Here is a 25,913-nt window from a genome sequence, read left to right on the forward strand (position 1 = left end):
CTAGGTTGCTGGTTCTACTGGTGAAAATCAGGTCACACGGAAGTTCTTGAACTGCCATGGGTCCTTCTTGTCCAGGTCCTCGGGGAACAGCCCGCCGCGGTCCTTCAACGGCGTCCAGTCGCTGTACTTGCCGACCACCGGGCCGAGATAGGGCATGCAGATCTCGAGGTTGCGGGCGAAGTCCATCTCGTCGGCCTCGACGATGCCGCGGTCGGGGTTCTCGAGCGCCCAGACGATGCCCGAGAGGACCGGCGCGCAGACCTGGATCGAGGTCGCGTTGTTGTACGGCGTCAGCGTGCGCGTCTCCTTGATGTCGAGCTGCGAGCCGTACCAGTAGGCGCCCTTCTTGTGGCCCATCAGCAGGACGCCGAGCTCGTCGCGGCCCGAGGTGATCTCGTCGACGATCAGGCGCTGGCGCTTCTGCTGGTGCAGGTTCTTCCCGGAGATCTCGTGCATCGACATGATCGCCTGGTCGCACGGATGGTAGGCATAGTGCACGGTCGGCCGGTAGGCGACCCGGTTGCGCTCGCGCACCGTGTAGTAGTCGGCGATCGAGATCGATTCGTTGTGGGTGATGATGAAGCCGTGGAACGGCCCCTCGAGCGGCGTCCAGGTGCGCACGCGCGTCAGCAGGCCGGGCTGGTTGAGGTAGATCGCCGCGTCGCAGCCGAACTTGTGGCGCGCGCCGTCCGGCGGCAGCGCCTTCTCGTGCGTGCCCCAGCCCATCTCGGCCGGCTGGCAGCCCTCCGAAACAAAGCCGTCGATCGACCAGGTGTTGACGAACTCGCCGACCTCCTTGGGCCTGGGCGAGACCTGGGTGTCGCGCTCGGCGATGTGGATCACCTTGATGCCGAGCCGGCGGGCGAGCGCGCCCCAGCCCTCGCGCGTGGTCGGCGGCTTGGCCTTCACGCCGGTGTCGCGCGCGACGTTCATCATCGCCTGCTTGACGAAGTGCGAGACCAGGCCGGGGTTGGCGCCATGGGCGATCACCGCCGTCGGCCCGCCGCGGTACTTCGGGACGAGCTTCAGCATGGTGTCGCGCAGCGCGTAATTGGAGCGCCGCGACACCGACAGGGTGGGATCGGTGTAGCCGCCCGGCCACGGCTCGATGCATGTGTCGATGTAGAGCGCGCCCTTCTCCTGGCAGAGCTCGACCAGAGCCGTCGAGGCGACCTCGACCGAGAGGTTGACCAGGAAGTCGCCCTTGGCGAGCCGGCCGGCCAGCATCTGGCGGTAGTTGGCCTGGGTCAGGCGCTTCTTGATGAACTCGACGCCGTAGCGCCTGGTCTCCGGCAGGCCGCCGCGATCGTCCTCGGAGATGATGGTGATCTGGCCGGGCTTGATGCCGATATGGCGCAGGATGAGCGGCAGCACGCCCTGGCCGATCGAGCCGAAGCCGATCATCACCATGCGACCCTTGAAATCGATGTGCTTCTTGTTGCCGGAGAGCTTCTTCGCCATTTCAAGGTCCCTGTTCTTGGCTGGAGAGCGTTCTAAGGATTCAGGACATGACAGTCGATAGAGGAAGGAAACCGAAAGGTCCCTCGCTTCGCTCGGGATGACAGTCTTGTTGTCATCCCGAGGGCGAAGCCCGAGGGACCTTTGAGTGTGTGTCCCAAAACGACGACGGGGCCGTTACGGCCCCGTCGCTTCATCGCCTCGTGGGGAGGAGGGTCAGATGCAGACGGCCTTGAGCGGGGCGAACCCGTTGAAGGCGACCGACGAGTAGGTCGTCGTGTAGGCGCCGGTCGACAGGATCTCGACCTTGTCGCCGGGCTTCAGGCCGAGCGGCAGCTTGTACTCGGTCTTCTCGTAGAGGATGTCGGCCGAATCGCAGGTCGGCCCGGCCAGCACGACCGGCCCGACGCGCGTGCCGTCGCGGCTGGTGCGCAGGCGGTACTTGATGCTCTCGTCCATCGTCTCGGCCAGCCCGCTGAACTTGCCGATGTCGAGGTAGACCCAGCGCTTGCGGTCGTTGGCCGCCTTGCGCGAGACCAGCACGACCTCGCTCTGGATCACGCCGGCGTCGCCCACCATGGAGCGGCCGGGCTCGATGATGACCTCCGGCATGCGGTTGCCGAAATGGCGCACCAGGGCGCGGCCGACCGCCTCGCAGTAGGCCTCGATGCCCTGCACCTCGGCGCGATAGCGCGCTGGGAAGCCGCCGCCGAGATTGACCATGCGCAGGTCGACGCCTTCCTCGGCGAGCGCGAAGAACATCTGCGAGACCTGGCCGAGCGCCCTGTCCCACTGCTCGAGATCGGTCTGCTGGCTGCCGACATGGAACGACAGGCCGTAGGGATCGAGGCCCCACTCCTTGGCCTTGCGCAGCAGGTCCTTGGCCATCTCCGGCGCGCAGCCGAACTTCTTGCTGAGCGGCCATTCGGCGCCACCGCAATCGACCAGCACGCGGCAGAACACGCGCGCGCCGGGCGCCGAGCGGGCGAGCTTCTGCAGCTCGGCCTCGCTGTCGAAGGCGAACAGCCGCACGCCCTGCTGGTACGCCCAGGCGATGTCCTTCTCCTTCTTGATCGTGTTGCCGAAGGAGACGCGGTCCATGGCCACGCCGGTAGCCTGCGCGAACTCGATCTCGCCGCGGCTCGCGGTGTCGAACTTCGAGCCGAGGCCGGCCAGCCGCGCCAAGATCTGCGGCGCCGGGTTGGCCTTCACGGCGTAGAAGATGTGAGCCGCCGGCAGCAGCTCGCGCATGCGCCGGTAGTTGTTCTCGACCACGTCGAGGTCGATCACCAGGCACGGCGTCTCGGGCTGCTGCTCGCGGAGATAACGAAAGATACGCTCGGTCATCGCTGGGGGGTTCCCCGTCACTCATAGTCACGCTGAATCGACGAAACGGCGACGGCTGGGCCGCAAGCTGCGACCCGCCGACGCGACGTACGGTGCCCGCAGGGCAGCGTACGTCAGCCGATACTCGACGGACTCGAGAGCCTCGGGGCGAGAGCGGTGATGTCGGCCCGGTTCAAGACCGGGCAAAAGACATAATAGCGGGGAACGCGCCCCGCGCGGTAAGCAACCATATCAGAAGCTCCCTTCCGGACCCGGCCTCAGCCGGCACTGCCAAAAAGAACACTTTCCGTCGTTGCGTAACCACTAAGGGCCAGCGGCACGTGCGTGGGCGTCTGGTTTGCTATCTACAACTAATCGACGCTGATACAAGTGGATTCTGCGCCGCAACGATTTTTTTCGCCTCTCTCGTGGTCGAGAGGGCGCAAATGCGGCGGACGCGCGGCAGCGCGGCCGAGAGACTCATGGCTGGGAGCGCGCCACTTCAGGCAGGGTAACCTCCGCCGACGACGGCGCTCATCTTCTCAATCATCGGTCCCATGGGCGCCATCGGAGTGGCGCGCTCCCAGCGAATGATCGATGCAACGTCAGGGGCGCAACGACGAGCCCGGCAGCCGGATCGACGCCGCGAGGATGGTGAGCGGCACGAGCGCGATCGCCGAGGCGATCAACGCCGGCTGCGTGCCGAACAGAGTCGCGAGCTTGCCCCAGAACAGCGAGCCCACGACCATCGCGCCGAAGAACACCATCTGGTGCACCGCCATGCCGCGCGCGCGCATGAAGTTGGGCAGGATCGTCTGGATGGCGGTGCTGTTGTTGGCGATGAAGGTGATCCAGCAGGCGCCCGTGAAGGCGACGCAGCCGCCGACGACCCACGGCGTCATCACCAGCGCGGCGACCAGCGTCGCCGCGGCGTGCAGGCCCATCGCCCAGATGTTGGCGCGGTCGGGGCTGAGCAGGCGGTTGAGCGTCGGCATCAGCACGGCGCCCGCCACCGCGCCGGCGCCGAACACGGCGTAGAGGATGCCGAAGGCGAACTCGTCGAGGCCGAGCTCGAAGCGACCGATCACCGGCAGCAGGGTGCTGATGGCGATGCCCGGCACGAAGAAGCAGAGGCCGCGGGCGAACACCGCCTTGAGCTCGCCCGAGCCGCGCACGAAGGCGATGCCGCTTCGCGCCGCCTGCAGGAAGCTCTCGCGGCGGTGGGCGGCCTGCGCGTCGGCCGGCCGGCGCCACGCCGCCATGGCGAAAATGACGCCGATATAGGTGCAGGCGTTGATGGCGAAGAGCAGAAAGACGCCGACCAGGCCGAGCAGGATCTGGCCGACCACCGGCCCCACGGTGCGGGCGAGGTTGAAGCCCGCGCTGTTCAGCGCAATCGCCGGCCGCAGCATCGGCCCCGACACGATCTCCGGCACCACGGCATGCCAGGCCGGCGCGTTCATGGCGTTGCCCAGCCCCATGCAGAAGCTGAGGCCGAGCAGGCTCCAATGGTCGAGCCGCCCCAGGTACGCGAGCAGCGCCAGGGTGGCGGCGACGCCCATCATCCAGACCTGGCAGACGATGATGTAGCGCCGCCGGTCGAAGCGGTCGGCCAGGATGCCGGCGAAGAAGCAGAACAGGAACATCGGCAAGGTGCCGGCGGCCGCCAGCAGGGCGACGAAGATCGGCTCCTGCGTCAGGCTGGTCATCTCCCACGCCGCCCCGGTCGACTGCATCCAGCCGCCGGTGTTCGACAGCACGTTGGCGGTCCACAGCAGCGCGAACGCCCGGATGGCCAGCGGCGCGAAGGCGGAGTGGGCGTGGGCGGAGGTGGGGGCGCCTGACGAGGTCATCAATTCATGCTCCTCTCCCCCCGCTAGGGGGCCTAGCGGGGGAGAGGAACATGAGAAGAAGAACAGGAGGAAGACAATGAATGGCCGCCCTTCACCCCAGCATCTTCTCGTAAATCCGGTGGGTCTTGTAGTGGACGCCGCCGACGGAGCGGATGATGTTGTTGGTGGCCTTGTTGTCCTCGAGGATCCAGCCCAGCTCGGCGCTGGTCTTGCCCAGCCGCTTGCCGTTGGCGCGCAGATGGTCGATCGCCATCATGGCCAGCCCGGCGCCCATCAGCGGATGGTTGCGGTACTTCTTCTTCACGCCCATCAGCGGCACGCGCGTGCTGCCGACGCCGGCGAAGCGCATGCGCCACACCAGCTTCAGGAGATTGACCGGTGAGAGGCCGCCGTTGAACTCGGCGACCGCCTCGCTGAGGTTGGTCAGCGCCACGATGAAGGCCACCGCTTCGTCATCGACCTCCACGAACACGGCAAGCTCGGGCACGATCACCGGGCCGAACGCCTTGGCGGCATGGTCGATCTCGGCCTGGGTGAAGGGCACGAAGCCCCAATTGTCGCTCCAGGCGTCGTTGAAGATGCCGACCAGGGTGCGCACCTCGGCGTCGAACATCTTCATGTTGGCGGTGCGCGCCCGCACCCGGCCGGCGAAGCCGGCGCGCGCCAGCAGCTTGGCGCCGATCGTCTCCGGCGCGTTCTGGACGTCGTAGTCGTAGGAGAACACGTCCTTGATCTTGGCGAAGCCGCACTGCTCGACGCGGCTGCCGGCATAGGGCGGATCGTAGGGCACCAGCAGCATCGGCCGGCTGTTGAAGCCCCAGACCTGCAGGCCGACCTCCTCGTTGACCGAGAGGCTGAACGGCCCGGTGACGCGCCTCATGCCGCGGGCGCTGAGCCACTGCTCGGCCGCGGCGAGCAGCGCGGCAAAGATCGCCGGGTCATCCTCGGCCACCAGGCAGCCGAAATGGCCGGTGTCGTCCCCGTAGCGCTCGAGATAGGCGCGATCGACCTGGGCGGTGATGCGGCCGACCACCCGGCCGGCGCGGCGCGCCAGGAAGAAGCCGACCTCGACATGCTTGAACAGCGGATTCTTCTTCGGCGAGAAGGCCTCGCGGCGCTCGGTGTCGAGATGGGCGACGTAGCCCTTGTGGCCGGTGAACAGGCGCTTGGGCAGATCGATGAAGGCCTTGAGGTCGGCCTTGCCCTCGACTGGCGTGACGACGACGGCGGCGGTCATGGCTGGGACCGCGCCACTCCAGTGGCGCATTCATCCTGTGGTGCAGTCAAAGAGGCGCCACTGGAGTGGCGCGGTCCCAGCGCTCCGAACACGAGATGACCGTCGGTCGCGCAGCCGGTCCCGTCCGGCCGCAGGGTGCGCATCTCGACGTCGAGGCGCCAGGCGCCAGCCTCGCCGCTGATGCGGATCAGATGGTAGCGCGCGGCGCCGTACTTTCTGTCGGGGGCGGCCGAGGCCGAGGCGACGCCGAGCACGGGCACAGGGCCGGCCGGGCCGGCAATACGCGCCAGCTCGCTGCGATGGTTGTGGCCGTGCAGGACGATCTCGCAGCCGACTCGGCGGATCATCGCCTGGAAGGCGGCGGCGTCGGTCAGCCGCTTCATGCGCTTCTCGCTGGTGAGCGGCGGATGGTGAATCAGCACGACGCGGCACAGCCCCTCGCGCCCTGTTTCGGCCAGCAGGCGCTCGGCGCGGGCGATCTGCGCCTCGCCCAAGGTGCCGGTGGCGAAGAACGGCGGCTTGGGCACGCCACTCGACAGGCCAACCAGCGCCACCGGGCCGCGCCGCCGCAGCGTCGGGAAAACCTCGAACGAGGCGGCCGGCGGTACGCCGTCGCCGGCCAGCCAGGCGCCCCACAGGCCGAGCGTGCCGGGCCACTTGGTGGCGACATAGACGTCGTGATTGCCGGGCACCAGCGTGACGTCGCGCGGGCTGCCAAGGGCCACCAGCCAGTCGGCGGCGCGCTGGAACTCGACCGGCAGGGAGATATTAACCAGATCTCCGGTGACGGCGATGTGGTCGGGCCGGGCAGCCTCGAGGTCGGCGACGATGCCGGCCAGCGCGTCAGGCCGGTGCAGGCGCACGCGGCCGCGCCACCAGTTGACGTAGCCGGTCAGCCGCTTGCCCAGAAGCTCGACGACGCGCGCCGGCGGCATCGGCAGATGAGGATCGGAGAGATGGGCGAGGGTGAACAAGGATTCCTCCTGTCATCCTGAGCGCAGCGAAGGATCTCACCGCCAGAGGTTACAGAGTGCACTCGTGGGAAACGGCGATGAGGTCCTTCGCTGCGCTCAGGACGACAGACTCTGAAACTATCGCGCGCCGGCGACGCGCAGCTCGGGTTGGTTGGGCAGGACGCCGAACTGGCGACCGATGCCGGTCATCACCTCGACCATGTGCTCGAGCTGCTCGCGCGTGTGCACGGCGCAGAGCGAGCAGCGCAGCAGCGACACGCCGTTGGGCGTGGCCGGCGGCACGGCGACGTTGACGTAGATGCCGGCATCCAGCATGGCGCGCCAGAAGCCGATGGCAGTCATGCGGTCGGGCAGGTGCACACCGACCACCGGCCCGTGCTCGGGGCCGAGCGTAAATCCCTGCGCCTTCAGGCCGTCGTAGAGGGTGGCGACGTTGTCCCACAGCTGCTTGCGCAGCTCAGGCCTCGCCTGCACGACGCGCAGCGCCTGGCGCACCGAGGCGACGATCGAGGGCGGCAACGAGGCGGTGAACATGTAGGCGCGCACGGTGACGCGCAGGATGTCGAAGTCGGGATCGTCCGACACGCAGTAGCCGCCGATCGCGCCCAGCGTCTTGGAGAAGGTGCCGACGATGAAATGGCAGTCGTCGATCACGCCGGTCGCCTCGCAGAGGCCGCGGCCATGCTCGCCCAGCGCGCCCAGCGAATGGGCCTCGTCGATCAGCACGTAGGCGCCATGCTTCTTGCAGACATCGACGAACTCGCGCAGCGGCGCGCTGTCGCCTAGCATCGAGTAGATGCCCTCCAGCACGACCACGCGATTGCCCGGCTTGTCGCCGAGCCGGCGCAGGCGGGCATCGAGGCTCTTGGGATCGTTGTGCTTGAAGCGCACGACCTCAGCCTGGGTCATCTTGCAGGCGTCGTAGATCGAGGCGTGGCTGTCGGCATCGATCAGCAGGAAATCGTCCGGCCCGGCCAGGGTCGAGATCACGCCGAGATTGGCCTGGTAGCCGGTGGTGAACACCATGCAGTGCTTCTTGCCGTAGAAGGCGGCGATCTCCTTCTCCAGCGCGACGTGCTCGCTGTAGCTGCCATTGGCGATGCGCGAGCCGGTGGTGCCGGTGCCCTCGGCGCGTATCGCCTCGATCGCCGCGTCCATGCAGGACGGATCGAAGGTCAGGCCGAAATAGTTGTTGGTGCCGACCAGCAGCGTCTTCTTGCCATTGATGATCGCCTCGGTCGGCGACAGCACCCGTTCCATGCGGATCTGGAACGGGTCGTAACCGGTGGTGCGAACATCGCGATAGGCCTCGAGCAGGCCGGCATGGCGGTCAAACAGGCCCATGGGTGCCCCGCCTGATTTTCGGAGGTGGGTCGAAGGATCGGCGCCCTAATTGCGGGCGCTGAGGTCCAGGATCGTGTCGGCGAGCTGGTTCACGGTGTGGATCTCGGCGATGACGCTCATCGGGATCGACACGTCGAAACGGTCCTCGAGCTCCATAACCATATCCATGATGGCCAGCGAATCGATGGTCAGGTCCTTGGCGATCACCGTGTCGCCCACGATCGGCTGGTCGCCATTCTGGTAGGGCGCCAAATGGTGGCATATCTCGCGAATCACCTCGCCGCGCGAGACATCGCGCGTGCGGATGAGGGTCTCGATCATGCCGTCGTTTGCGACGGTCATTTCGTGGGTGGTGCTCAAAAGCATCTCTCCCGTCCGGGGGGTAGGGTCAGGCGGTGACGTTGTGACAGAAACGCCAATTCCTTGTGAAATGACAATTTGTTACTCAGTGTTTCACACCTTCTATAGCCACTCGCGACGGCGATACCACAATACCGTGTCGTGAAAACCATCTGTCAAGTCGTAACGGGCAGCGAAGCCGATTGCTCCGGCGAGGCGCCGGTCATGGACCACCCAGTCGGGGTGGAAGATCTCATGCACCTTGCCGGGAGTCAGGATCTGGACCGGGCCGCCCAAGCGATGGCCGAGCTGGTTCAGCCGCGCCACCCCCGCCATGACGATCCGCGGCACCGCGATCGACCAGGCCGTCCGGCCAAGTGCGGCGGCCGCCGCCCGGTGCATATCGCGGTAGCCGTAGCCGCCCTCCCGGCCATCGTCGATTTCGTAGATCGACCCGTCCGCGGCACGCTCGACCGCGAGCGCCAGCGCCTCGGCGAGGTCCTCGACATGGATCAGCGACAGCCGGGCCCCGGCAACCGCCGGGCGCGGTGCCAGCCCGCGGGCGACGGCGCGGAAGTAAGCCAGAGTCTCGCGGTCGCCCGGCCCGTAGACGGCGGGGGCTCGCACCGCGAGCCAGGGCCCGGCCCGGCTGGCGACCGCCTCCTCGGCCGACCGTTTGCTCGCCGCATAGGCCGAGAGCTGGGGCTCGCGGGCGGCGAGCGAGGACAGCAGGAGGAGCCGGGCGGCGCCCGCGGCGGCGGAGAGGCGGGCCGTCCCGTCGCGGTTGATCGCCATGAACTGGTCGGCGTGGCGCGCCTTGATCAGGGCGGCGGCGTGGAGGACTGTGTCGGCGCCGTCGACTAGACGCTCCAGGGCATAGGCGTCGCCGAGGTCGCCCAGCACCAGCTCCGCCTCGATGCCCGCGAGCGACGGCAGCGGAGACCAGCGCCGCACCAGCAGCCGCACCCGCCAGCCGCGCCGCACCAGCGCCGACACCAGGTGCGGCCCGACGAACCCGGTAGCGCCGGTGACTGCGACCAGGCGGGTCATGCCCGCTCAGATCATGTCATCCTGAGCGCAGCGAAGGATCTCATCGCCAGGCACAACGCAATGCGCCGTCGCACGCGGCGATGAGATCCTTCGCTGCGCTCAGGATGACAGAAGGGCACCTCACGCCGCCGCGGTCTTTGGCGCGTAGACCCCGGCCAGGTAGTTGGCCTTGGCGCGGGTGCGCGAGAGCTTGCCGGAGGAGGTCGTCGGCAGGCCGAGGCTGGGCGGGACCAGGGCAACGTCGCAGTCGACGGCGATCATCTCGCGGACCGCGCCGGCGACGTCGCGCGCCAGCGCCTGGCGGCCCTCCTCGCCGGCGACCCGTGCCAGCACGGCGACGACCACGCGCTCGCCGTCTTGCGTCTCGATCGAGAAGGCGGCGGCATCGTCGTTCTTGACCACGCCGCGCGCTTCGAGCGCCCACTCGATGTCCTGCGGCCAGACATTGCGGCCGTTGACGATGATCAGGTCCTTGGCGCGGCCGGTGACGACGACCTCGTCGCCCAGGCGGTAGCCGAGATCGCCGGTATCGAGCCAGCCGTCGGCCGACAGCACCTCGCGCGTCGCGTCGGGCTCGCCGTAATAGCCCGGCATGATGCTGGGTCCCTGCGCGAAGATGCGGCCGACCTCGCGCTCGCCGAGGACCGTCCCGGTCTCGCCGCGCACCTCCAGGCGATGGCCCGGCAAAACCTTGCCGCAGACGACGAAGCGGCGTGAGCGGCGATCGTCGGTCGGGCCGGCGACCGGCACGGCGCGCTGCGCCTCGGCGAGCGCGGTGCGGTCGACCGTGTCGATGCGCACGCCGGTGCCGCCGGGGGAGAAGGTGATGGCGAGGCAGACCTCGGCCATGCCGTAGCTCGGGATGAAGGCCTTGCGGCTGAAGCCGGCGCTCTCGAAGGTGGCGGCGAAGCGCTCCAGCACGTCGGGCCGGATCATGTCGCCGCCGATGCCGGCATGGCGCCAGCTCGCCAGGTCGAGGTCGGCCGGCACCTGGCGGGCGGCGCGCCTCGTGGCGAGGTCGTAGCCGAAGCTCGGGCTGTAGGAGATAGTGCCGCGGTTGCGCGCAATGATGCTGAGCCACTGCATCGGCCGGCGGGCGAAGTCGCGCGGCGTCAGGTAATCGAGCGAGAGCTGGCTGGAGAGCGGCGCCATCAGGAAGCCGATCAAGCCCATGTCGTGATAGAGCGGCAGCCAGCTCACGGCGCGGTCGCCCGCGACGACGTCGAGCCCGGCCGGTCCGGTCATGCCGGCCAGATTGGCCATCAGCGCGCGCTGGGTGATCTGCACGCCATGCGGATGGCGCGTGCTGCCCGACGAGAATTGCAGGTAGCAGAGGTCGGCCGGTCCGAGCGGCCTGAGATCGACCGGCTTCTCGGGCAACGCCTCGAGGGCGGCCAGCCCGCCGTGCAGGCGCACTGCGGGAACATCGCCTGCCGCGTCGGCCAGGAAGCCGGTAAGATCGTCGATCCCGAACGCCACGACCGCACCCGAGGCGACGAGCTGGCGGCGCAGCTGGTCGAGATAGGCATCCTTGCCGCCGATGCCGATCGGGATCGACACCGGCACCGGCAGCAGGCCCGCATACTGGGCGCCGAAGAACAGGTCGAAGAAGCCCGGCCACGTGTCGGCGGTGATCAAGAGGCGCTCGCCCGGCGCGAAGCCGGCGCCGATCAGGCGGCGGGCGACGACATGGGCGCGCTCGCGCGCCTCGCGCCACGACAGGGACGATATTATCTCCCCCCTGACACTATAAAAGGTGATGCCGGTCTCGCCCGTCGCCGCATAGTCCAGCATCTCCGGCACCGAGCGGAAATCGGCGCGGCGCAAGGCAATCCGGGAGTTGCGGGTGGGCAGCGGGTTCATCGGAAGGGCGGTCTCCTAGCAGAGCGGTGGGGTACCCTCAAGGCGGCCGCCAAGGCGGAGCAGGCCGCCAAGTTGACACACCCGGACCCCGGTTAGATAGTGCCTGCGCCCGCTCAACCCCGGTTTATCCGTTCCGGAGCCGTGGTCGAAGAGCGGGTTATTCTTTTGATGGAGACTGCCGTGATTACGGCTGTGATGCCGACGTACGGTCGCAAGGACGTCGTGTTCGAACGCGGAGAGGGCAACTATCTCTACGCGACGGACGGCCGACGTTACTTGGACTTTACCTCGGGCATCGCCGTGAACGCGCTGGGCCACTGCCATCCTGCCCTGGTCAAGGCATTGACCGAGCAGGGCCAGAAGCTGTGGCACACCTCCAACCTGTTCCGCATCGGCAACGGCGAGAAGCTGGCCAAGCGGCTGGTCGAGAATTCGTTCGCCGACACCATGTTCTTCTGCAACTCCGGCGCCGAGGCGATCGAGGGCGGCATCAAGCTGATCCGCAAGTATCAGTTCATGAACGGCAAGCCCAAGCGCTACAAGATCATCTGCTTCCAGGCGGCGTTCCACGGCCGCCTCCTGAACGCGCTCGCCGCCACCGGCAACGAGAAGTATCTCGAAGGCTTCGGCCCGCCGGCGCCCGGCTACAAGCACGCGCCGCTCAACAACACCAACGTCGTGCGCGACATGATCGACGACGAGACCGCCGGCATCCTCGTCGAGCCGATCCAGGGCGAAGGCGGCATCCGCGCCACGACCACGCAGTTCCTCAAGGATCTGCGCGCGATCTGCGACGAGTTCGGCCTGCTGCTGTTCTACGACGAGATCCACACCGGTTTCGGCCGCACCGGCAAGATGTGGGGCTACCACTGGTCGGGTGTGAAGCCCGACGTCGCGGCGATCGCCAAGGGCATGGGTGGCGGCTTCCCGATCGGCGCCTTCATGGCGACCGAGAAGGCGGCGGTCGGCATGGTCCCGGGCACGCACGGCTCGACCTATGGCGGCAACCCGCTGGCGACGGGCGTCGCTAATGCCGTGCTCGACGAGTTGCTGAAGCCTGGCTTCATCGACGCTGTGCGCACCAAGGGCGAGTACCTCAAGGGCCAGCTCGAAGGCCTCGTGAAGAAGCACCCCACGGTCTATGCCGAGCAGCGCGGCATGGGCTTCCTGCAGGGCATCCAGTGCACGTCAGCGGTGCCGGCGGGCGACATGGTGAACCGCCTGCAGTCGCTCGGGCTGCTGGTGCCGCCAGCCGGCGAGAACGTGATCCGCGTCTTTCCGGCCCTGATCGCCGACAAGGCCGCGCTCGACGAGGGCATCGACATCCTGAGCAAGGCCGCGCAGTCGTTCGAGGCCGCCAGGGCCGCCGAGTAATTGGCCATGGCAGCACCCAAGCACTTCCTCGATCTCGACCAGGTCGATCCCAAGACGCTTCGCCAGATCCTCGATCACGGCAAGGCGATGAAGACGGCCCGTCGGAATGGCGGGCCCAACGGCTCCGGACACGAAAAGCCGCTCGGCGGCAAGACGCTCGCCATGATCTTCGAGAAGCCGTCGACACGCACCCGCGTGTCGTTCGAGGTCGGCATGCGCGAGCTCGGCGGCCAGACGATCATGCTGGGCCGCACCGACACCCAGCTCGGGCGCGGCGAGACCATCGCCGACACCGCGCGCGTGCTGTCGCGCTATGTCGACATCATCATGATGCGCACCACCGTCGAGGAGAAGCTCCTCGAGATGGCGAAGTACGCGACTGTGCCGGTGATCAACGGCCTCACCGACAAGACGCATCCCTGCCAGCTGATGGCCGACGTCATGACCTACGAGGAGCATCGCGGGCCGATCCAGGGCCGCGCGGTCGCCTGGTCGGGTGACGGCAACAACATGGCGACCAGCTGGATCCACGCCGCCGTGCAGTTCGACTTCGAGCTGCGCGTCGCCTGCCCAACCGAGCTCAAGCCGCCGGCCGACGTGCTGGCGTGGGCGGAGAAGTCGAAGGGGCGCATCACCATCGGGCACGACCCCGAGGCGATCGTGCGCAATGCCGATTGCGTCGTCACCGACACCTGGGTGTCGATGGGCGACGAGGATCCGCACAGCCCGAGCGCCTCGCGCCGCCACAACCTCCTGCGCGGCTACCAGGTCGACCAGCGGCTGATGAAGCACGCCAAGAAAGACGCCATCTTCATGCACTGCCTGCCGGCGCATCGCGGCGAGGAAGTGACGGCAGACGTCATCGACGGACCGCAGTCGGTGGTGTTCGACGAGGCCGAGAACCGCCTGCACGCCCAGAAGAGCATCCTCGCCTGGTGCCTATCGTGAGCGCCACGTCGGAAGCCCGGCCTTCCGACGATTGGGACAGCGCCCTACCGTTCCAGCTCGACGCGCTCGGCGTGCGCGGCCGGCTGGTCCGGCTGGGCCCCTCCCTCGACGAGATCATCGAGCGCCACCACTACCCGCTGGCGGCGGCGCGGCCGCTCGCCGAGGCGATGACGCTGTGCGCCGCGCTCGCCACCTCGCTCAAGTACGACGGCATCTTCACCCTGCAGATCTCGGGCGACGGGCCGGTGCGCTTGCTGGTCACCGACCTCACGACCGACGGCGCGCTGCGCGGCTACGCCCAGTTCGACTCGTGGAAGCTCGCCATCGCGCTCGGCGGCTCGGCCGAGGCACCCGACGGCTACGTGCCACGCCTGTTCGGCCACGGCCGGCTCGCCTTCACAGTCGACCAGGGCCAACACACCGAGCGCTACCAGGGCGTGGTGCCGCTCGAGGGCGCCACCCTGGCCGACTGTGCCCATACCTATTTCCGCCAGTCCGAGCAGCTGCCGACCGGCATCAAGATCGCGGCGCGCCGCTACGAGCGCGACGGCAAGGGCCACTGGCGGGCAGCCGCGCTGATGGTCCAGCAGATGCCCGAGTTCGACGCCGGCCGTCTCGATATCGACCCCGAGCAGCGCGAGGACGATTGGCGCAAGGCGGTCATCCTGATGGCCTCGGCGACCGAAGCCGAGATGCTCGACCCCGGCTTGCCCGCCCCCCGCCTGCTGCTGCGGCTGTTCCACGCCGAGCGGCCACGCGTGTTCGCCCGCCGCGCTTTCGCCGCGCGCTGCCGCTGCAGCCGCGACCGCATCGACCGCGTGCTGCGCTCGCTCAAGCGCGAGGAGCTCAGCGACCTGCGCGACAGCGCGGGCAAGGTCGTCGTGAAGTGCGAGTTCTGCTCGACCGAGTACGGCTACGACGACGGCGACCTGGACCGGATCTACGCCAGCGCAGCATGAGTTCATTTTCCTCCCCCGTAAGACGGGGGAGGAAAAGCTGGGGCCCGCATCGGAACTGGTCTTGCAAGAGGGAGGAACCATGAGACACGCATTCTTGGCCTTCGTTCTCGCCCTGCTTCTGGCCGCCGGCAATGCCTTCGCCCAGACCCACCTGCGCATCGGGCTGGGTGACGATCCTGATGTCCTCGATCCCTCGCTATCGCGCACCTACACCGCGCGCATCGTCTTCGCGGCGCTGTGCGACAAACTGTTCGACATCGACGAGAAGGCCAACATCGTGCCGCAGCTCGCGACGGGCCATGAGGTCTCGGCCGACGGCAAGGCGGTCACGATCAAGCTCAGGCCCGGCGTCAAGTTCCATGATGGCGAGGCGTTCGACGCGACGGCCGCCAAATACAGCCTCGACCGCCATCTCACGATGAAGGGTTCGTTCCGCAAGCCCGAGCTGGCCCAGGTCGACACGGTCGAGGTGGTCGACCCGATGACCATCAGGCTCAACCTCAAGACGCCGTTCTCGCCCTTGCTCGCCCAGCTCACCGACCGTGCCGGCATGATGGTCTCGCCCAAGGCGGCCGAGGCGACCGGCGACAAGTTCGGCTTGAAGCCGGTGTGCGCCGGCCCCTACAAGTTCGTCGAGCGCGTCCAGCAGGACCGCATCGTCGTCGAGAAATTCGCCGACTACTGGAACAAGGACCAGGTTTTCATCGACAAGGTGACCTACCTGCCGATCGTCGACGCCACGGTGCGGCTGGCCAATGTCCGCTCGGGCGGCCTCGACATGATGGAGCGCGTGCTGGCCACCGACATCAAGACGGTGCGCGACGATGCCAGGCTCAAGCTCAGCAAGGCGGTGTCGATCGGCTGGTTCGCTCTGCTGGTGAACGTCGCCAACGGCCCCAAGGCCGACAACCCGCTCGGCAAGGATGCCCGCGTGCGTCATGCCTTCGATCTCGCGGTCGACCGGGAGGCCCTGAACCAGGTCGTGTTCAACGGCGAGTTCGTGCCGGGCAACCAATGGGTCAACCCGCAGAATTTTTACTATCAGCCGAAGTTTCCTGTCCCCAAGCGCGACCTTGCCAAGGCCAAGGCGCTTCTGAAGGAAGCCGGCGTCAACTCCCGCATCCCGATCGACTTCATGGTCAGCAACACGCCCGAGACCCGCGCGGTCGCGGAGGTGGTGCAGTCGATGGTTGCCGAGGCCGGCTTCGATCTCAAGATCCGCGTCACCGAGGTCGCGACGGCGCTGAAGCAGGCGGAGGATGGCAACTTCCAGCTCTACATGAACACCTGGAGCGGCCGCATCGATCCCGACGGCAACTCGGTGATCTATCAGATGTGCGGCGCGCCGCAGAACATGGGCAAGTACTGCAGCCCGGAGGTCGACAAGCTGCACGAGCAGGCGCGCGCGGTGACCGATCCCGCCCAGCGCAAGGCGATCTACGAGACGCTCACCGCCAAGTTCCTGGCCGACGGCTGGATCCTCTATCTCTACCATCCGCAGTACCTGATCGCGCATACCGTCCGGCTCGAGGGGTTCAAGCCGATGCCTGACGGCCTGCTGCGCGTGGTCGGCGTGAAGCTGAAGTAGCAAGGGGCGCGACGCCGGCGACCGCCATCGTGGTGGGAGATCCCCAGCGCGCGCAGCGCGCAACATGATGCTGTGAAAATGGCAGCGCTCCGTGGAGGAGCCTGGCGGCGGCACCTCAGCCGCGGACGCCAAGCCTGTCCAACAGCTCAGGCAACTCCGCAAGGTCGGTCCAATGAAATGGCCCTGCATCCTCGACCTCCGGGTCCTTATGCAGCAGGAAATCGAGATTGCGCTCGAAGCTTGCCTGCATCTGCGCGAACAGGCGCGTCTCGGCGACCGCCCTTGCGGGAGGCGCCAGTCGCAATCGCTTCGCCACCCGGGGCGAGAACGGCAACGCATAGAGCGTGGTCGGGATCTCGACGATAATTCCCGGCTGGATGAACTCCACGCGCTCGTCGCGTGGCGTATCGCGCGCCAGGAATTGGCCGAAGAAGTCGCGCATGTCGGCGTAATCGTCGGGCAATTTGCGCAGCGCCGCGGATTCGGTGCGTAGCCCTCGCCGCTTCAGGACGTCGGCGAGCTGGCCGGCATGGCCCGCCGACTGCCGCAGGTTGCCTGGCGGCCGCACCGCGATGTAGTGCGCAACCGTCATCGGTCGCGTCTCCGGCCGCCGCGTCTCGATGCCGTCCTTGACCTCAAGCCGCCCCGGCCAGACGACCTCGCGCGCCGACGCGACGAAGCCCTGCCGGCGCACGAAGCGGCGGATGCTGTTGCGATAGTAGCCGGCGGCCAGCCCGGAAGGGCCCGCGATGTCGACGATCGGCAGCTCGAAATAGGCGGTGAGCTGATTGTCGGAGAACAGTGTCGGATCGCCGATGAAACGGCGGATGTAGCCGCGCAGGTCCCGATGGGTCACCTGCTCGGCATCGAAGACCTGGGCGTAGTGGAAGTGGCCGATATAGTCGGCGCCGATGAAGTAGAAGGGCGGCTGCGGGTCGCTGGTCAGGATGATGCAGGGCACGCCGAGCGCGTGCACGATACCGGCTTCGTAGGTGACGTTGGCCCGATTGCCCGTCAGGTCAAGGACCACCAGGTGGGCGCTCTCGATGAGGTCGAGAACACCCGGAACGATCGTCGCGCGTGTGCGGTTCTCCGGGGCAATCACCGCGACCTTGCGGCCGGCTTGCCCGGCCTCCGGCTCCAGATCCCGGGCGATATGCTCGACCAGAACCTTCAAGCCGGCGGTGCGATCCTCGACCTCGATGTGTCCGTCCTGCACCTGCCGCATCGGTCCGAGCACGAGGAGGGTGATGGTCTCGATCTGGGCAGCGGCGGTAGCGTCGTTACCCTTCATGAGGTCTGCTCCCCCGAAGTGGACTGGATCGTACGCCTGTCAGGGCCACAGCGCATTCAGCACCGCGGCCAGCCGGGCCCCAGCGCGCGCGATCTGCCGGCGCTTGATGCGCTCGGCGCTGGCTTCATAGGCGGCCGGATCGGCGAGCTTTGCCGGCCAGACGCCATCCTGCCGGGCGCCGATCGAGACGCCGGAGAAGGCGCTCGCCGCCTGCCGCACGCTCTCGCTCGCCCACTGCTCCGGCCACGACGCGAGCGGTCCCTGAGTCTTCGGCACCTCGCGCGCCAGCGCCAGCAGGTCGGGCTGCGTGGCAAGGCTCCAGCCGTCCGGCACCGCATCCCACATCGCATGGAGGTTCTTGTCGCCGATCCTGATGGCAGAGCCGCCCTTGGTCCTGATATCCGCCCCGCCGACGCCCGGCTGGCCGGGAGAGACCGGTCTGCCCTCGGCGTCGAGATAGATCGCACCGCCATGCAGAGGCTGATGCAGGTCGCCGACGAAGTGCGCCAGCATCAGCAGCGCCTCCTTCTTGTCGCGGATCGAGAAGGGCGGCGGTGCGGCGCGCCCTTCCAGCACGTCGATCGCCGCGTCGATGGCGCCCACGACGTCGTGCGGGCTGGCCCCGGCGAAGCCTTTCCCGTACGCGCCGCGCTGCACGTCGATATCGGTGAAGTGGTAGGTCTCGTGGCAGCCGTGGCCGGCGCCTGGGCCCTGACAGTTGCTCCAGTTGCGCTTCACGTAGTCTTCCATGCGCGCGACCTCGGCCGGCGCCATGAAGCCCTCGCACCAGTGCTGATAGCGGGTGGTGGCATCGTAGACGAAGCTGCCGTCGGGGCGGCGCTCGACCGACCGCACGCAGTCGGCCCACTTGGACGCCGTCTCGAGGTTGTAGCCGAGCAGCTGCTCGACGTGACGGCGCGCATCTGATGTCAGCAACCGGTCGGCGACAGCGCCGACCAGCTCGTGGCCAGGCGGATCCCAGCACCAGGCGGGCCGCGCCACGATCGGGAGGGACAGGAGTGGCAGCAACAGGCAGAGCCATCGCACGGGACCAACCTCCCGGAACGGCGGCGCCGCGTCAGTCGCGGCAGCACCATTCCATCATACGCTGCATGAAGCCTTCGCAGGCGTCGATCTGCGAGGCCAGGATGAATTCATTGGGCTGATGGGCCTGGGCGATATCGCCCGGGCCGCAGACAACCGTCGGAACGCCCAGCGTCTTGCGGAAGATGCCGGCCTCGGTGCCGTAAACCACGCTGCCCACCGTGTTGGAACCCGACCAGGTCGCTGCCAGGCGCTTGGCCTCGTCGTTGCCCTCGGGCGAAAAGGCGGGCGTCGAGGAGCGCAGCACGGTGTTGATCTCGGCGGCAGGATGCTTCGCCTTCATCCTGGGCAGCAGCTCGTGCTCCAGCCAGGCCAGCGCACGCTTGCCCAGCGCATCGATCGGTTCGGACGGCAGCTCGCGATAGCCCCACAGCACCTCGCATTCGCGCGCCAGGATGTTGCCCGCGGTGCCGCCGGTGATGGTGCCGACATTGAAGGTCGCGGCGGCCGGCATGAACTCGCTGTCCTTCGGGGCCTTGGCGTCGAGCTCGTCCTGCACCGTGTTGAGGTAGTGGACGAATTCGCCGGCAAAATGGATGGCGCTGACGCCGAGGTGGGTCATCGAGGAATGGGCCTCGAAGCCGGTGAACTTGGTGATGTAGATCTGCGCGCCCTTGTGGGCGTGCACCACCGTCATCATGGTCGGCTCGCCGATGATGATGGCGCGCGGGCGCGGCACCTCGGCCGCCATGCGCGCGGCCAGCGAATGCGCGCCGACGCAGCCGACCTCCTCGTCGTACGACAGCGCGAAGTGAATCGGCTTCTTGAGCGGCGCCCTGGTGAACTCGGGCAGCATGGCGAGCCCGACGGCGTAGAACGCCTTCATGTCGCAGGTGCCGCGGCCGTGATACTTGCCGTCCTTCAGCGCGAGCGTCCAGGGATCGGTGTCCCACGGCTGACCGTCGACCGGCACCACGTCGGTATGGCCGCTCAGCACCACGCCGTCCTTCACCATCGGCCCGACCGTGGCGAAGAGGTTGGCCTTCTTGCCGTCCTCGCTCGGCACCAGCTTGGAGCCGACGCCGTGGTCGGCGAGGTATTGCTGCACGTACTCGATCAGCGCCAGGTTGGAATTGCGCGAGGTGGTGTCGAACGCCACCAGCCGGCGCAGCATCTCGACCGATCCGACGATCTCTCCTGCCATGATACGCGAACGCTCCCCGTCTACGTGTGTCGCCTTGTCTGTCCTACGGCAGAGCCATGGCAAAGGGAAGAAGAGGCCGAGGGTGGCAGGCCTGCGGCTGCCGGGGGTGGCGGCGCATAGGCGCTACCTTACAAAGGGACCTCACCCTGAGGAGCGGCCCGTCCTTCGACGCGCTCCCCTCCTCACCCTGAGGAGCCGCGCACAGCGCGGCATCTCGAAGGGCGAGGAGGGGAGCTTGCTCGGGATGAGGTTTTTGGTGGGTCTTCGACCAAAGTTAGCGCTTATGGGTGGCGGCGACCGCGCCGGGCCCTGCCGCCGAATCCCTTTCCCAAGACCTTGCAGTATCTGGCTTATTCCAGATGCAAATGCCCGCCCCGGAGCAGGACAAACCATCGAGGAGCCGCCATGCGATTCGGCATCGTCGCCATCCCGACCGCCCAGGAGGTCACCGGCCTTTTCGAACACGCCATCACCTTCGCGCAACGCGTCGAGGCGCTGGGCTTCTGGTGTGGGCAGGCGAGCCGGTCCATGGTCCCGCGCTTTCCGTCTGGCCGGGCACCGAAGGCGGTCCACCGGTCTATCTCGGCGCCTGGCGCAGCCCGCGCTGGATCAACCTCGCGGCCGGGCAGTGCGCGGGCTGGATCGCCTCTGGGATCTACGCCTCGCTGGACGACCTGCCGGTGGGCCTCGACATGTTCCGCAAGGCCGGCGGCAAGCGCGCCCTCCTCGCCAACGTCTTCACCGACCTGCGCCCCGATCCGCCGGCTCATCCGCTGATCGCCCATGCGAGGACGACGCTGGTCTGCGGCAAGCCCGAAGCCCGCGACCGCCTGCGCCGCATCGCCGACCTGGGGTTCGACGACGCGCTGCTGATCGTGCCCTTCGGCGTGCCCAGCATGCTCGACGAGATCCGCGAGTTGCTGCCGCAGTGGGTGCGTTCACCTCCCCCGTAATCGGGGCGAGGTGCCCCGTCATACGGGGCGGAGGGGGAGAGCCGCAGTCGCGATTCATGAGTTCCGACGTCGGAATGACATTGATCTCGACTGTGGCCCTCCCCCTCCGGCCCTTTGGACCACCAGCCAGCCGCAGAGACCGCGCGTTGCTAGACCGTCGTCCGGCCGATCATGGTGAGAAACTCGCGGCGCGTATCGCCGTTGTCGCGGAAGGCGCCCAGCATGCGGCTGGTCACCATGGCGACGTCCGACTTGTGCACGCCACGCGTCGTCATGCATTGATGCGCCGCTTCGATGACCACGGCGACGCCACGGGGCTGCAGGACGTCCTGCAAGGTATTCGCGATCTGCGCCGTGAGCTTCTCCTGGATCTGCAGCCGGAAGGCGTAGGCATCGACCACGCGTGCGAGCTTGCTGATGCCGACCACGCGCTTGTCGGGAAGATAGCCGATATGGACCTTGCCGATGATCGGCACCATGTGGTGCTCACAATGCGATTCCAGCCGTATGTCGCGCAGCATCACGACCTCGTCGTAGCCCTCGACCTCCTCGAAGGTCCGCTGCAGCATCTCGCGCGGATCCTCGTCATAGCCGCGGAAGAATTCCTCGTATGAACGCACCACGCGATCGGGCGTGCCGACCAGCCCTTCGCGCTCGGGATCGTCGCCGGCCCAGCGGATCAACGTGCGCACCGCCGCCTCGGCTTCCTCGCGCGACGGGCGGGTAAGGCCGGTGGCGGCTGACACAAGGTCGCTCTTCTTCAGAATCCTGTTCATGCTCACTCCCCTCAATTGAGCCGGCGATCGACGTTGGGCGTGTCGAGAGAGAAGGTCGGAATCTCGATGTCGAAATTCTCGCCTGCTTCGTTCACCATCTGATAGCTGCCGCCCATGAAGCCGGATGGCGTGGAGAGCGGTGTGCCGGAAGTGTACTCGAACTTGTCGCCGGGCCGCAGCACCGGCGTCTTGCCGACCACGCCCGGTCCGCGGACCTCGCGCATGCGCCCCAGCCCGTCGGTCACCTTCCAGTGCCGGCTGCGCAGCTGCACCGTGACGTCGCCGCCATTCTCGATGCTGACATGGTAGGCCCAAACGAACTGGGGCTTCATCGGATCGGACTGGTCGGGCAGATATTGCGGCTTCACGGTCACGCGGATGCCACGGGTTGTAGAAGAGAACATGTGTCGAAAGTCCCTGCGTATCCAAAGACATGGGACGTCCCGAACGAAAGGTCAAATTCGCCGAGCGGCTGAAGGTTCTAGCTTGGCTGGCTCATCACATCGGAAAGATCAGGCAGGTCGTCGTGCCGTGCGCCAGCAGGCGATCGTTCGAATCGTAGAGTCGGCCTTCCGAGGTGCCGATGCGCGAGCCGACATTGATGACCTTGCCCTCGGCCCGCACCTTGCCGGTCTTCTCGGTCATGGCGCGCACATAGTTCACCTTGATCTCGAGCGTGGTGTAGCCGACGCCGGCCTTGAGCATGGTGTGGATGCAGCAGCCCATGACGCCGTCGAGCATGGTCGCGGCGATGCCGCCATGGATGCTGCCCAGCGGATTGAGATGATCGGCGACCGGTGTGTAGGTGAAGACGACCTCGCCGAGATCGACCTTGGAGATCTCGAAGCCGATCGCGCGGGCAATCGGCGGCGCCGGATAGCGGCCGTCCATCACCCCCTTGAACAGGGTGAGCCCGTCGACGCTTCGTACATCGTCGAGCGACAACACGCCGAAGCCGGCATCGGCGGCCATGATCCCACTCCCTTCGCAATTTCCGTGCATATACACATTGACCCTTTGTCCGAGCAAGCGATGGCAGTAGTCTTGCCGTCATGTCGGCCCTGCCTCCGCTCCGCCTGTCGCCGCGCGACTGCACCTGCTTTCGCATCCGCGGGGCGGCGCGGCGCGTGACCCAGATCTACAGCCAGCATCTGGCACCGACCGGCCTCAAGATCTCGCAATTCTCCCTGCTGGGCTTTGTCCTCGCCGAGGGACCGGTCTCGGTCGGCCGGCTGTCCGACCTGCTGGCGACCGATCGCACCACGCTCACGCGCAACCTCAATCCGCTGCTGCGCGGCGGCCTGGTCGAACGCGCCGCGTCGGGCGACAGGCGCCGGCACGAGCTGGTGGCGACGGCGGCCGGCCGCGCCCTGTTCAAGCGTGCCCTGCCGCTGTGGGTCACCGCCGAGCAGGAAGTGCGCGACGCCATGGGCGCCAAGCTCACCAGCGAGCTGCACGGTGCGCTCGACCAGTCGATGGAGCGCCTGGCGGCGCTGTAGGTTGTCTTCTCCTCCCCACGTAGTGGGGAGGTGCCCCGTCATACGGGGCGGAGGGGTCATGAATCACGGTTCGATGGCCCATGACCCCTCCGTCACCGTAAGACGGCGACACCTCCCCAGCGAAGACGCTGGGGAGGAGACGTCAAAGGCTGGCGTCGAAGAAACCGTGCTCGAGCTCCATGGCGCGGCGGTAGTTGGCGCGCACCGGAGCGGTGTCGCCGGCATGGCGGTCGAGCAGGGCCTCAAGTCGCGCCGCCAGCTTCTCGAAGTCGGGGTCGGCATAGGTCTCGACCCATTCGCGATAGAGCGGCGCCACGTCGCGCGTCTGCAGCGAGCGGCCGAGATAGGCGTAGAGCCGCATGCACGGCGTCAGGGCGGCGACGGTCTCGCCGAGATCGCCCTGCTCCGCGGTCTGCATCAGGAAGACGACATAGGCGTTGGTCGCCGGGAGGGGATTGACGGCCGACAGATCGACCTGCCAGCGCTGGGCGTAGCTCTTGTGCAGCTCCAGCTCGGCGCGCACGCCGGCGATCAGGTCGGCGAAAGTCTGCAGATCCTCGCGCTCGGTGCTGTAGGCGAGACAGAAGGCATAGGCGCGGGCGAACGATTCGAGGAAGTAGGCATCCTGCGCGACGTAGCCCTTGAAGCAGTGGATCGGCAGCGAGCCGTCGGCCAGTCCACGCACGAAGCCATGGCCCAGGATGCGCGTGGCAAGATCGGAATTGTCCTGCCACAGCGTCTTTGCGAGCGACATCAGCCGCCGAGCGCCTGCATCAGATCGGCGATGATGTCCTCGACATCCTCGAGGCCGACCGAGATGCGCACGGTGCCGTCGCCGATGCCGAGCTTGGCGCGCTCGGCGGCGCCGATGCGCATGTGCGTCGTGGTCGCCGGATGGGTGACCAGGCTCTTGGCATCGCCGAGATTGTTGGAGATGTCGACCAGCTGCAGGCGATTCAGCGTCTCGAAGGCCGCCCATTTGCCGGCCTTGAGATCGAAGGTCACGACGCCGCCGAAGCCCGACATCTGCTTGGCCGCCAGCGCATGCTGCGGATGATCGCTGCGGCCTGGATAGAGCACGCGCGAGATGGCGGGGTGGCCGGCCAGCGCGTCGGCGACGCGCGCGGCGTTGGCGCAATGGCGCTCGACGCGCAGGCCGAGCGTCTCCAGGCCCTTGACCAGCACCCAGGCGTTGAACGGGCTGAGCGAGGGGCCGGTGTTGCGGATGATCGGCTGCAGCTTGTCGAGGATGAACTCGCGCGAGCCCAGCACGGCGCCCCCCAGGGTACGCCCCTGGCCGTCGATGTACTTGGTTGCCGAGTGCACGACGATATCGGCGCCCCATTCGAGCGGCCGCTGCAGGATCGGCGTGGCAAAGGCATTGTCGAGCACGACCTTGGCGCCGGCCTTGTGGGCGAGCCGGCAGACCTCGGTCAGGTCGACGATATCGAGCATCGGGTTGGACGGCGATTCGAACAGCACCGCCTGCGTCGGCTTCGACAGGGCCTTCTCCCAGGCCGCGAGATCCCCGCCATCGACCAGCTCGCTCTCGACGCCGTACTTGGGCAGCAGATCGGCCACGATGTAATGGCACGAGCCGAACAGCTGGCGCGCCGCGACGACGCGGTCGCCGGCCTTGAGCAGCGCCAGCAACGCGAAGAACACCGCCGACATGCCGGTCGAGGTGGCGCGACAGGCCTCGGCGCCTTCGAGCGCGGCCAGCCGGTTCTCGAACATGGTCACGGTGGGATTGCCGAACCGCGAATACTGGTAGTGGCTGCTCTCGCCCTTGAAGGTGGCCTCGGCCTCCTCGGCGCTCGCGTAGGCGTAGCCCGAGGTGAGATACAGCGCCTCCGAGGTCTCGTCGAAATTGCTGCGCAGCTGGCCACCACGCACCGCCCGGGTCTGCGGCCGCCACGCCGATTGATCCGCCCGCGCCCGCTTGTTCGAGATCGTTCCGTCCATCGCTCCCTCCTGACGCCTGCGCCGACCTGCGCAAACGAAAAGCCCCCGACCGAAAAGGGCGGGGGCTTTGCGAGCACTCCGACCTTTTAGCGATGTTTAACGTGGTCGCAAGCCGGTCGGCCCAAATCCCACGATGACGTGGGTCTATAGTATCGACCGCAGGCGAGGGCAAGCGCGATCTTGAAGACGGCAGCCTGCTTAGCTAAGTTGGCTAAGATGAAGTACGTCAACACCCACGAGGCCAAGACCCAGCTCTCCAAGCTGATTGCGGCGGTGCGGGCGGGCGAGGAAATCGTCATCTGCCAGGCCGGCAAGCCCGTGGCGCGCCTGACCGCGTTCGAACCGACGCGCAAGGTACCGCGGCTCGGCATGTGGGCAGGCAAGGTCGAACTCAGACCCGGTTGGGATTCCGAGGAGACCGACAGGGAAATCGAGGAGATGTTCGATGTCCTCAAGGAGGCCGACGACTCTTGAAGCTTCTGATCGACTCGAATGCGTTGATCTGGATGGCAACCGAGCCCACTGTCCTGTCATCAGAGGCACGTCGGGCGCTCCAGGATCCCGATAACGATCGTTTCGTCAGCATTGCTTCCATCTGGGAGATCACCATCAAGATGTCGCGCGGCAAGCTCGTCTTGCCGGAAAGGCTCGAGGCAGCGGTCGACGGCATGGCCGCGGCGCTGCTGTCGATCACGCTGGCGCACGTCGATCGGGTCGGCTCCCTGCCCTTTCATCATCGCGATCCGTTCGACCGGATGATCATCGCGCAGGCGATCGAGGAAGAGCTGACGATCGTCACGCGCGATCGACACTTTCCGGCCTACGGCGTGCCGCTGCTCACGGCATGACCGAACGGCACGATCAT

Annotated in this window: 25 protein-coding genes and 1 riboswitch; of the genes, 8 read left to right on the forward strand and 17 right to left on the reverse strand. The window is 67.2% G+C overall.

The features are described from left to right. Positions 1-27: 27 nt before the first annotated feature. From ACILR9_RS06495 to ACILR9_RS06535, 9 genes are all read right to left on the reverse strand, one after another. Positions 28-1,461 carry a homospermidine synthase gene (locus ACILR9_RS06495; protein ID WP_395709090.1) on the reverse strand — a complete coding sequence of 478 codons (1,434 nt, stop codon included), beginning with the start codon at positions 1,459-1,461 and terminating at the stop codon, positions 28-30. A 213-nt stretch (positions 1,462-1,674) separates the two neighbouring features. Next, a complete protein-coding gene (locus ACILR9_RS06500) occupies positions 1,675-2,805 on the reverse strand; it encodes a type III PLP-dependent enzyme (protein WP_395709091.1) in 1,131 nt (376 codons plus the stop codon). Positions 2,806-3,389: 584 nt separating this feature from the next. Then, a complete protein-coding gene (locus ACILR9_RS06505) occupies positions 3,390-4,637 on the reverse strand; it encodes an MFS transporter (RefSeq protein ID WP_395709092.1) in 1,248 nt (415 codons plus the stop codon). A gap of 91 nt (positions 4,638-4,728) precedes the next feature. Further along, positions 4,729-5,874 (reverse strand): dATP pyrophosphohydrolase, encoded by a 1,146-nt coding sequence (locus tag ACILR9_RS06510; protein ID WP_395709093.1) that lies wholly within the window; start codon positions 5,872-5,874, stop codon positions 4,729-4,731. Then, positions 5,871-6,848 carry a metallophosphoesterase family protein gene (locus tag ACILR9_RS06515; RefSeq protein WP_395709094.1) on the reverse strand — a complete coding sequence of 326 codons (978 nt, stop codon included), beginning with the start codon at positions 6,846-6,848 and terminating at the stop codon, positions 5,871-5,873. The genes ACILR9_RS06510 and ACILR9_RS06515 overlap by 4 nt, the downstream gene beginning before the upstream one ends. A gap of 117 nt (positions 6,849-6,965) precedes the next feature. Then, positions 6,966-8,192, reverse strand: a complete 1,227-nt coding sequence (gene spt, locus ACILR9_RS06520) for a serine palmitoyltransferase (protein WP_395709095.1) — start codon at positions 8,190-8,192, stop codon at positions 6,966-6,968. 45 nt (positions 8,193-8,237) lie between these two features. Then, positions 8,238-8,552: an acyl carrier protein gene (locus ACILR9_RS06525; protein WP_395709096.1), complete on the reverse strand. Its 315-nt coding sequence runs from the start codon at positions 8,550-8,552 to the stop codon at positions 8,238-8,240. Positions 8,553-8,654: 102 nt separating this feature from the next. Further along, a complete protein-coding gene (locus tag ACILR9_RS06530) occupies positions 8,655-9,581 on the reverse strand; it encodes an NAD-dependent epimerase/dehydratase family protein (protein WP_395709097.1) in 927 nt (308 codons plus the stop codon). A gap of 120 nt (positions 9,582-9,701) precedes the next feature. Next, positions 9,702-11,444 (reverse strand): fatty acyl-AMP ligase, encoded by a 1,743-nt coding sequence (locus tag ACILR9_RS06535; protein WP_395709098.1) that lies wholly within the window; start codon positions 11,442-11,444, stop codon positions 9,702-9,704. A 168-nt stretch (positions 11,445-11,612) separates the two neighbouring features. Here ACILR9_RS06535 and ACILR9_RS06540 point away from each other — a divergent pair, with 168 nt between their 5' ends. From ACILR9_RS06540 to ACILR9_RS06555, 4 genes are all read left to right on the forward strand, one after another. Further along, positions 11,613-12,818 carry an aspartate aminotransferase family protein gene (locus ACILR9_RS06540; protein WP_395709099.1) on the forward strand — a complete coding sequence of 402 codons (1,206 nt, stop codon included), beginning with the start codon at positions 11,613-11,615 and terminating at the stop codon, positions 12,816-12,818. A gap of 6 nt (positions 12,819-12,824) precedes the next feature. After that, positions 12,825-13,766 (forward strand): ornithine carbamoyltransferase, encoded by a 942-nt coding sequence (gene argF / locus ACILR9_RS06545; RefSeq protein WP_395709100.1) that lies wholly within the window; start codon positions 12,825-12,827, stop codon positions 13,764-13,766. Continuing rightward, positions 13,763-14,725 (forward strand): Hsp33 family molecular chaperone HslO, encoded by a 963-nt coding sequence (locus tag ACILR9_RS06550; protein WP_395709101.1) that lies wholly within the window; start codon positions 13,763-13,765, stop codon positions 14,723-14,725. The genes argF and ACILR9_RS06550 overlap by 4 nt, the downstream gene beginning before the upstream one ends. A 79-nt stretch (positions 14,726-14,804) precedes the next feature. Then, complete coding sequence (locus ACILR9_RS06555; protein WP_395709102.1) at positions 14,805-16,313, forward strand: ABC transporter substrate-binding protein; 1,509 nt, start codon at positions 14,805-14,807, stop codon at positions 16,311-16,313. A gap of 115 nt (positions 16,314-16,428) precedes the next feature. Here ACILR9_RS06555 and ACILR9_RS06560 read toward each other — a convergent pair whose 3' ends face one another. From ACILR9_RS06560 to argE, 3 genes are read right to left on the reverse strand one after another with little or no spacing between them, the layout of a single operon-like run. Further along, the gene (locus tag ACILR9_RS06560; protein ID WP_395709103.1) at positions 16,429-17,607 is read right to left on the reverse strand and encodes a hypothetical protein; all 1,179 of its coding nucleotides are present in this window, start codon (positions 17,605-17,607) and stop codon (positions 16,429-16,431) included. 39 nt (positions 17,608-17,646) lie between these two features. Beyond that, positions 17,647-18,654, reverse strand: coding sequence for a S1/P1 nuclease (locus tag ACILR9_RS06565; protein WP_395709104.1), 1,008 nt, complete (start codon positions 18,652-18,654; stop codon positions 17,647-17,649). Positions 18,655-18,685: 31 nt separating this feature from the next. Further along, the gene (argE, locus tag ACILR9_RS06570) at positions 18,686-19,855 is read right to left on the reverse strand and encodes an acetylornithine deacetylase (protein WP_395709105.1); all 1,170 of its coding nucleotides are present in this window, start codon (positions 19,853-19,855) and stop codon (positions 18,686-18,688) included. Positions 19,856-20,361: 506 nt separating this feature from the next. On the opposite strand from argE, the gene ACILR9_RS06575 reads away from it, so the two are divergent. Next, positions 20,362-20,808, forward strand: coding sequence for a hypothetical protein (locus ACILR9_RS06575; protein WP_395709106.1), 447 nt, complete (start codon positions 20,362-20,364; stop codon positions 20,806-20,808). 149 nt (positions 20,809-20,957) lie between these two features. On the opposite strand, the gene folE is transcribed toward ACILR9_RS06575, so the two are convergent. The 3 genes from folE to ACILR9_RS06590 form a co-directional block, all read right to left on the reverse strand. Further along, positions 20,958-21,584, reverse strand: a complete 627-nt coding sequence (folE, locus tag ACILR9_RS06580) for a GTP cyclohydrolase I FolE (protein ID WP_395709107.1) — start codon at positions 21,582-21,584, stop codon at positions 20,958-20,960. Positions 21,585-21,595: 11 nt separating this feature from the next. Beyond that, on the reverse strand, positions 21,596-21,988 hold the full coding sequence (gene apaG / locus ACILR9_RS06585) for a Co2+/Mg2+ efflux protein ApaG (RefSeq protein WP_395709108.1): 393 nt from the start codon (positions 21,986-21,988) through the stop codon (positions 21,596-21,598). Positions 21,989-22,082: 94 nt separating this feature from the next. Continuing rightward, positions 22,083-22,556, reverse strand: coding sequence for a PaaI family thioesterase (locus ACILR9_RS06590; protein WP_395709109.1), 474 nt, complete (start codon positions 22,554-22,556; stop codon positions 22,083-22,085). Positions 22,557-22,636: 80 nt separating this feature from the next. On the opposite strand from ACILR9_RS06590, the gene ACILR9_RS06595 reads away from it, so the two are divergent. After that, complete coding sequence (locus ACILR9_RS06595) at positions 22,637-23,083, forward strand: MarR family winged helix-turn-helix transcriptional regulator (protein ID WP_395709110.1); 447 nt, start codon at positions 22,637-22,639, stop codon at positions 23,081-23,083. Between the two features lie 142 nt (positions 23,084-23,225). Here the strand turns inward: ACILR9_RS06595 and ACILR9_RS06600 are convergent, their stop codons facing one another. Further along, positions 23,226-23,837 (reverse strand): TenA family protein, encoded by a 612-nt coding sequence (locus ACILR9_RS06600; protein WP_395709111.1) that lies wholly within the window; start codon positions 23,835-23,837, stop codon positions 23,226-23,228. Further along, entirely contained in the window at positions 23,837-25,048 is a 1,212-nt protein-coding gene (gene metZ / locus ACILR9_RS06605) for an O-succinylhomoserine sulfhydrylase (protein WP_395709112.1), read from the reverse strand. The genes ACILR9_RS06600 and metZ overlap by 1 nt, the downstream gene beginning before the upstream one ends. A gap of 66 nt (positions 25,049-25,114) precedes the next feature. Beyond that, positions 25,115-25,190, reverse strand: a riboswitch (SAM riboswitch). Positions 25,191-25,228: 38 nt separating this feature from the next. Here metZ and ACILR9_RS06610 point away from each other — a divergent pair. Continuing rightward, complete coding sequence (locus ACILR9_RS06610; protein ID WP_395709113.1) at positions 25,229-25,522, forward strand: type II toxin-antitoxin system Phd/YefM family antitoxin; 294 nt, start codon at positions 25,229-25,231, stop codon at positions 25,520-25,522. Next, a complete protein-coding gene (locus ACILR9_RS06615; protein ID WP_395709114.1) occupies positions 25,519-25,896 on the forward strand; it encodes a type II toxin-antitoxin system VapC family toxin in 378 nt (125 codons plus the stop codon). Before ACILR9_RS06610 ends, ACILR9_RS06615 begins: the two co-directional genes overlap by 4 nt. The last annotated feature ends 17 nt before the right edge of the window (positions 25,897-25,913 follow it).

Source organism: Reyranella sp. (assembly GCF_044224635.1).
In the GTDB taxonomy this organism is placed as follows: Bacteria; Pseudomonadota; Alphaproteobacteria; order Reyranellales; family Reyranellaceae; genus Reyranella.

What these genes read in the sequence shown, in the direction of transcription:
- ACILR9_RS06495 (WP_395709090.1), bottom strand. Translation starts at nt 1,461, where the DNA reads ATGGCGAAGAAGCTCTCCGGCAACAAGAAGCACATCGATTTCAAGGGT.
- ACILR9_RS06500 (WP_395709091.1), bottom strand. Translation starts at nt 2,805, where the DNA reads ATGACCGAGCGTATCTTTCGTTATCTCCGCGAGCAGCAGCCCGAGACG.
- ACILR9_RS06505 (WP_395709092.1), bottom strand. Translation starts at nt 4,637, where the DNA reads ATGACCTCGTCAGGCGCCCCCACCTCCGCCCACGCCCACTCCGCCTTC.
- ACILR9_RS06510 (WP_395709093.1), bottom strand. Translation starts at nt 5,874, where the DNA reads ATGACCGCCGCCGTCGTCGTCACGCCAGTCGAGGGCAAGGCCGACCTC.
- spt (WP_395709095.1), bottom strand. Translation starts at nt 8,192, where the DNA reads ATGGGCCTGTTTGACCGCCATGCCGGCCTGCTCGAGGCCTATCGCGAT.
- ACILR9_RS06530 (WP_395709097.1), bottom strand. Translation starts at nt 9,581, where the DNA reads ATGACCCGCCTGGTCGCAGTCACCGGCGCTACCGGGTTCGTCGGGCCG.
- ACILR9_RS06535 (WP_395709098.1), bottom strand. Translation starts at nt 11,444, where the DNA reads ATGAACCCGCTGCCCACCCGCAACTCCCGGATTGCCTTGCGCCGCGCC.
- ACILR9_RS06540 (WP_395709099.1), top strand. Translation starts at nt 11,613, where the DNA reads ATGGAGACTGCCGTGATTACGGCTGTGATGCCGACGTACGGTCGCAAG.
- argF (WP_395709100.1), top strand. Translation starts at nt 12,825, where the DNA reads ATGGCAGCACCCAAGCACTTCCTCGATCTCGACCAGGTCGATCCCAAG.
- ACILR9_RS06555 (WP_395709102.1), top strand. Translation starts at nt 14,805, where the DNA reads ATGAGACACGCATTCTTGGCCTTCGTTCTCGCCCTGCTTCTGGCCGCC.
- ACILR9_RS06560 (WP_395709103.1), bottom strand. Translation starts at nt 17,607, where the DNA reads ATGAAGGGTAACGACGCTACCGCCGCTGCCCAGATCGAGACCATCACC.
- argE (WP_395709105.1), bottom strand. Translation starts at nt 19,855, where the DNA reads ATGGCAGGAGAGATCGTCGGATCGGTCGAGATGCTGCGCCGGCTGGTG.
- folE (WP_395709107.1), bottom strand. Translation starts at nt 21,584, where the DNA reads ATGAACAGGATTCTGAAGAAGAGCGACCTTGTGTCAGCCGCCACCGGC.
- apaG (WP_395709108.1), bottom strand. Translation starts at nt 21,988, where the DNA reads ATGTTCTCTTCTACAACCCGTGGCATCCGCGTGACCGTGAAGCCGCAA.
- ACILR9_RS06590 (WP_395709109.1), bottom strand. Translation starts at nt 22,556, where the DNA reads ATGGCCGCCGATGCCGGCTTCGGCGTGTTGTCGCTCGACGATGTACGA.
- ACILR9_RS06595 (WP_395709110.1), top strand. Translation starts at nt 22,637, where the DNA reads ATGTCGGCCCTGCCTCCGCTCCGCCTGTCGCCGCGCGACTGCACCTGC.
- ACILR9_RS06600 (WP_395709111.1), bottom strand. Translation starts at nt 23,837, where the DNA reads ATGTCGCTCGCAAAGACGCTGTGGCAGGACAATTCCGATCTTGCCACG.
- metZ (WP_395709112.1), bottom strand. Translation starts at nt 25,048, where the DNA reads ATGGACGGAACGATCTCGAACAAGCGGGCGCGGGCGGATCAATCGGCG.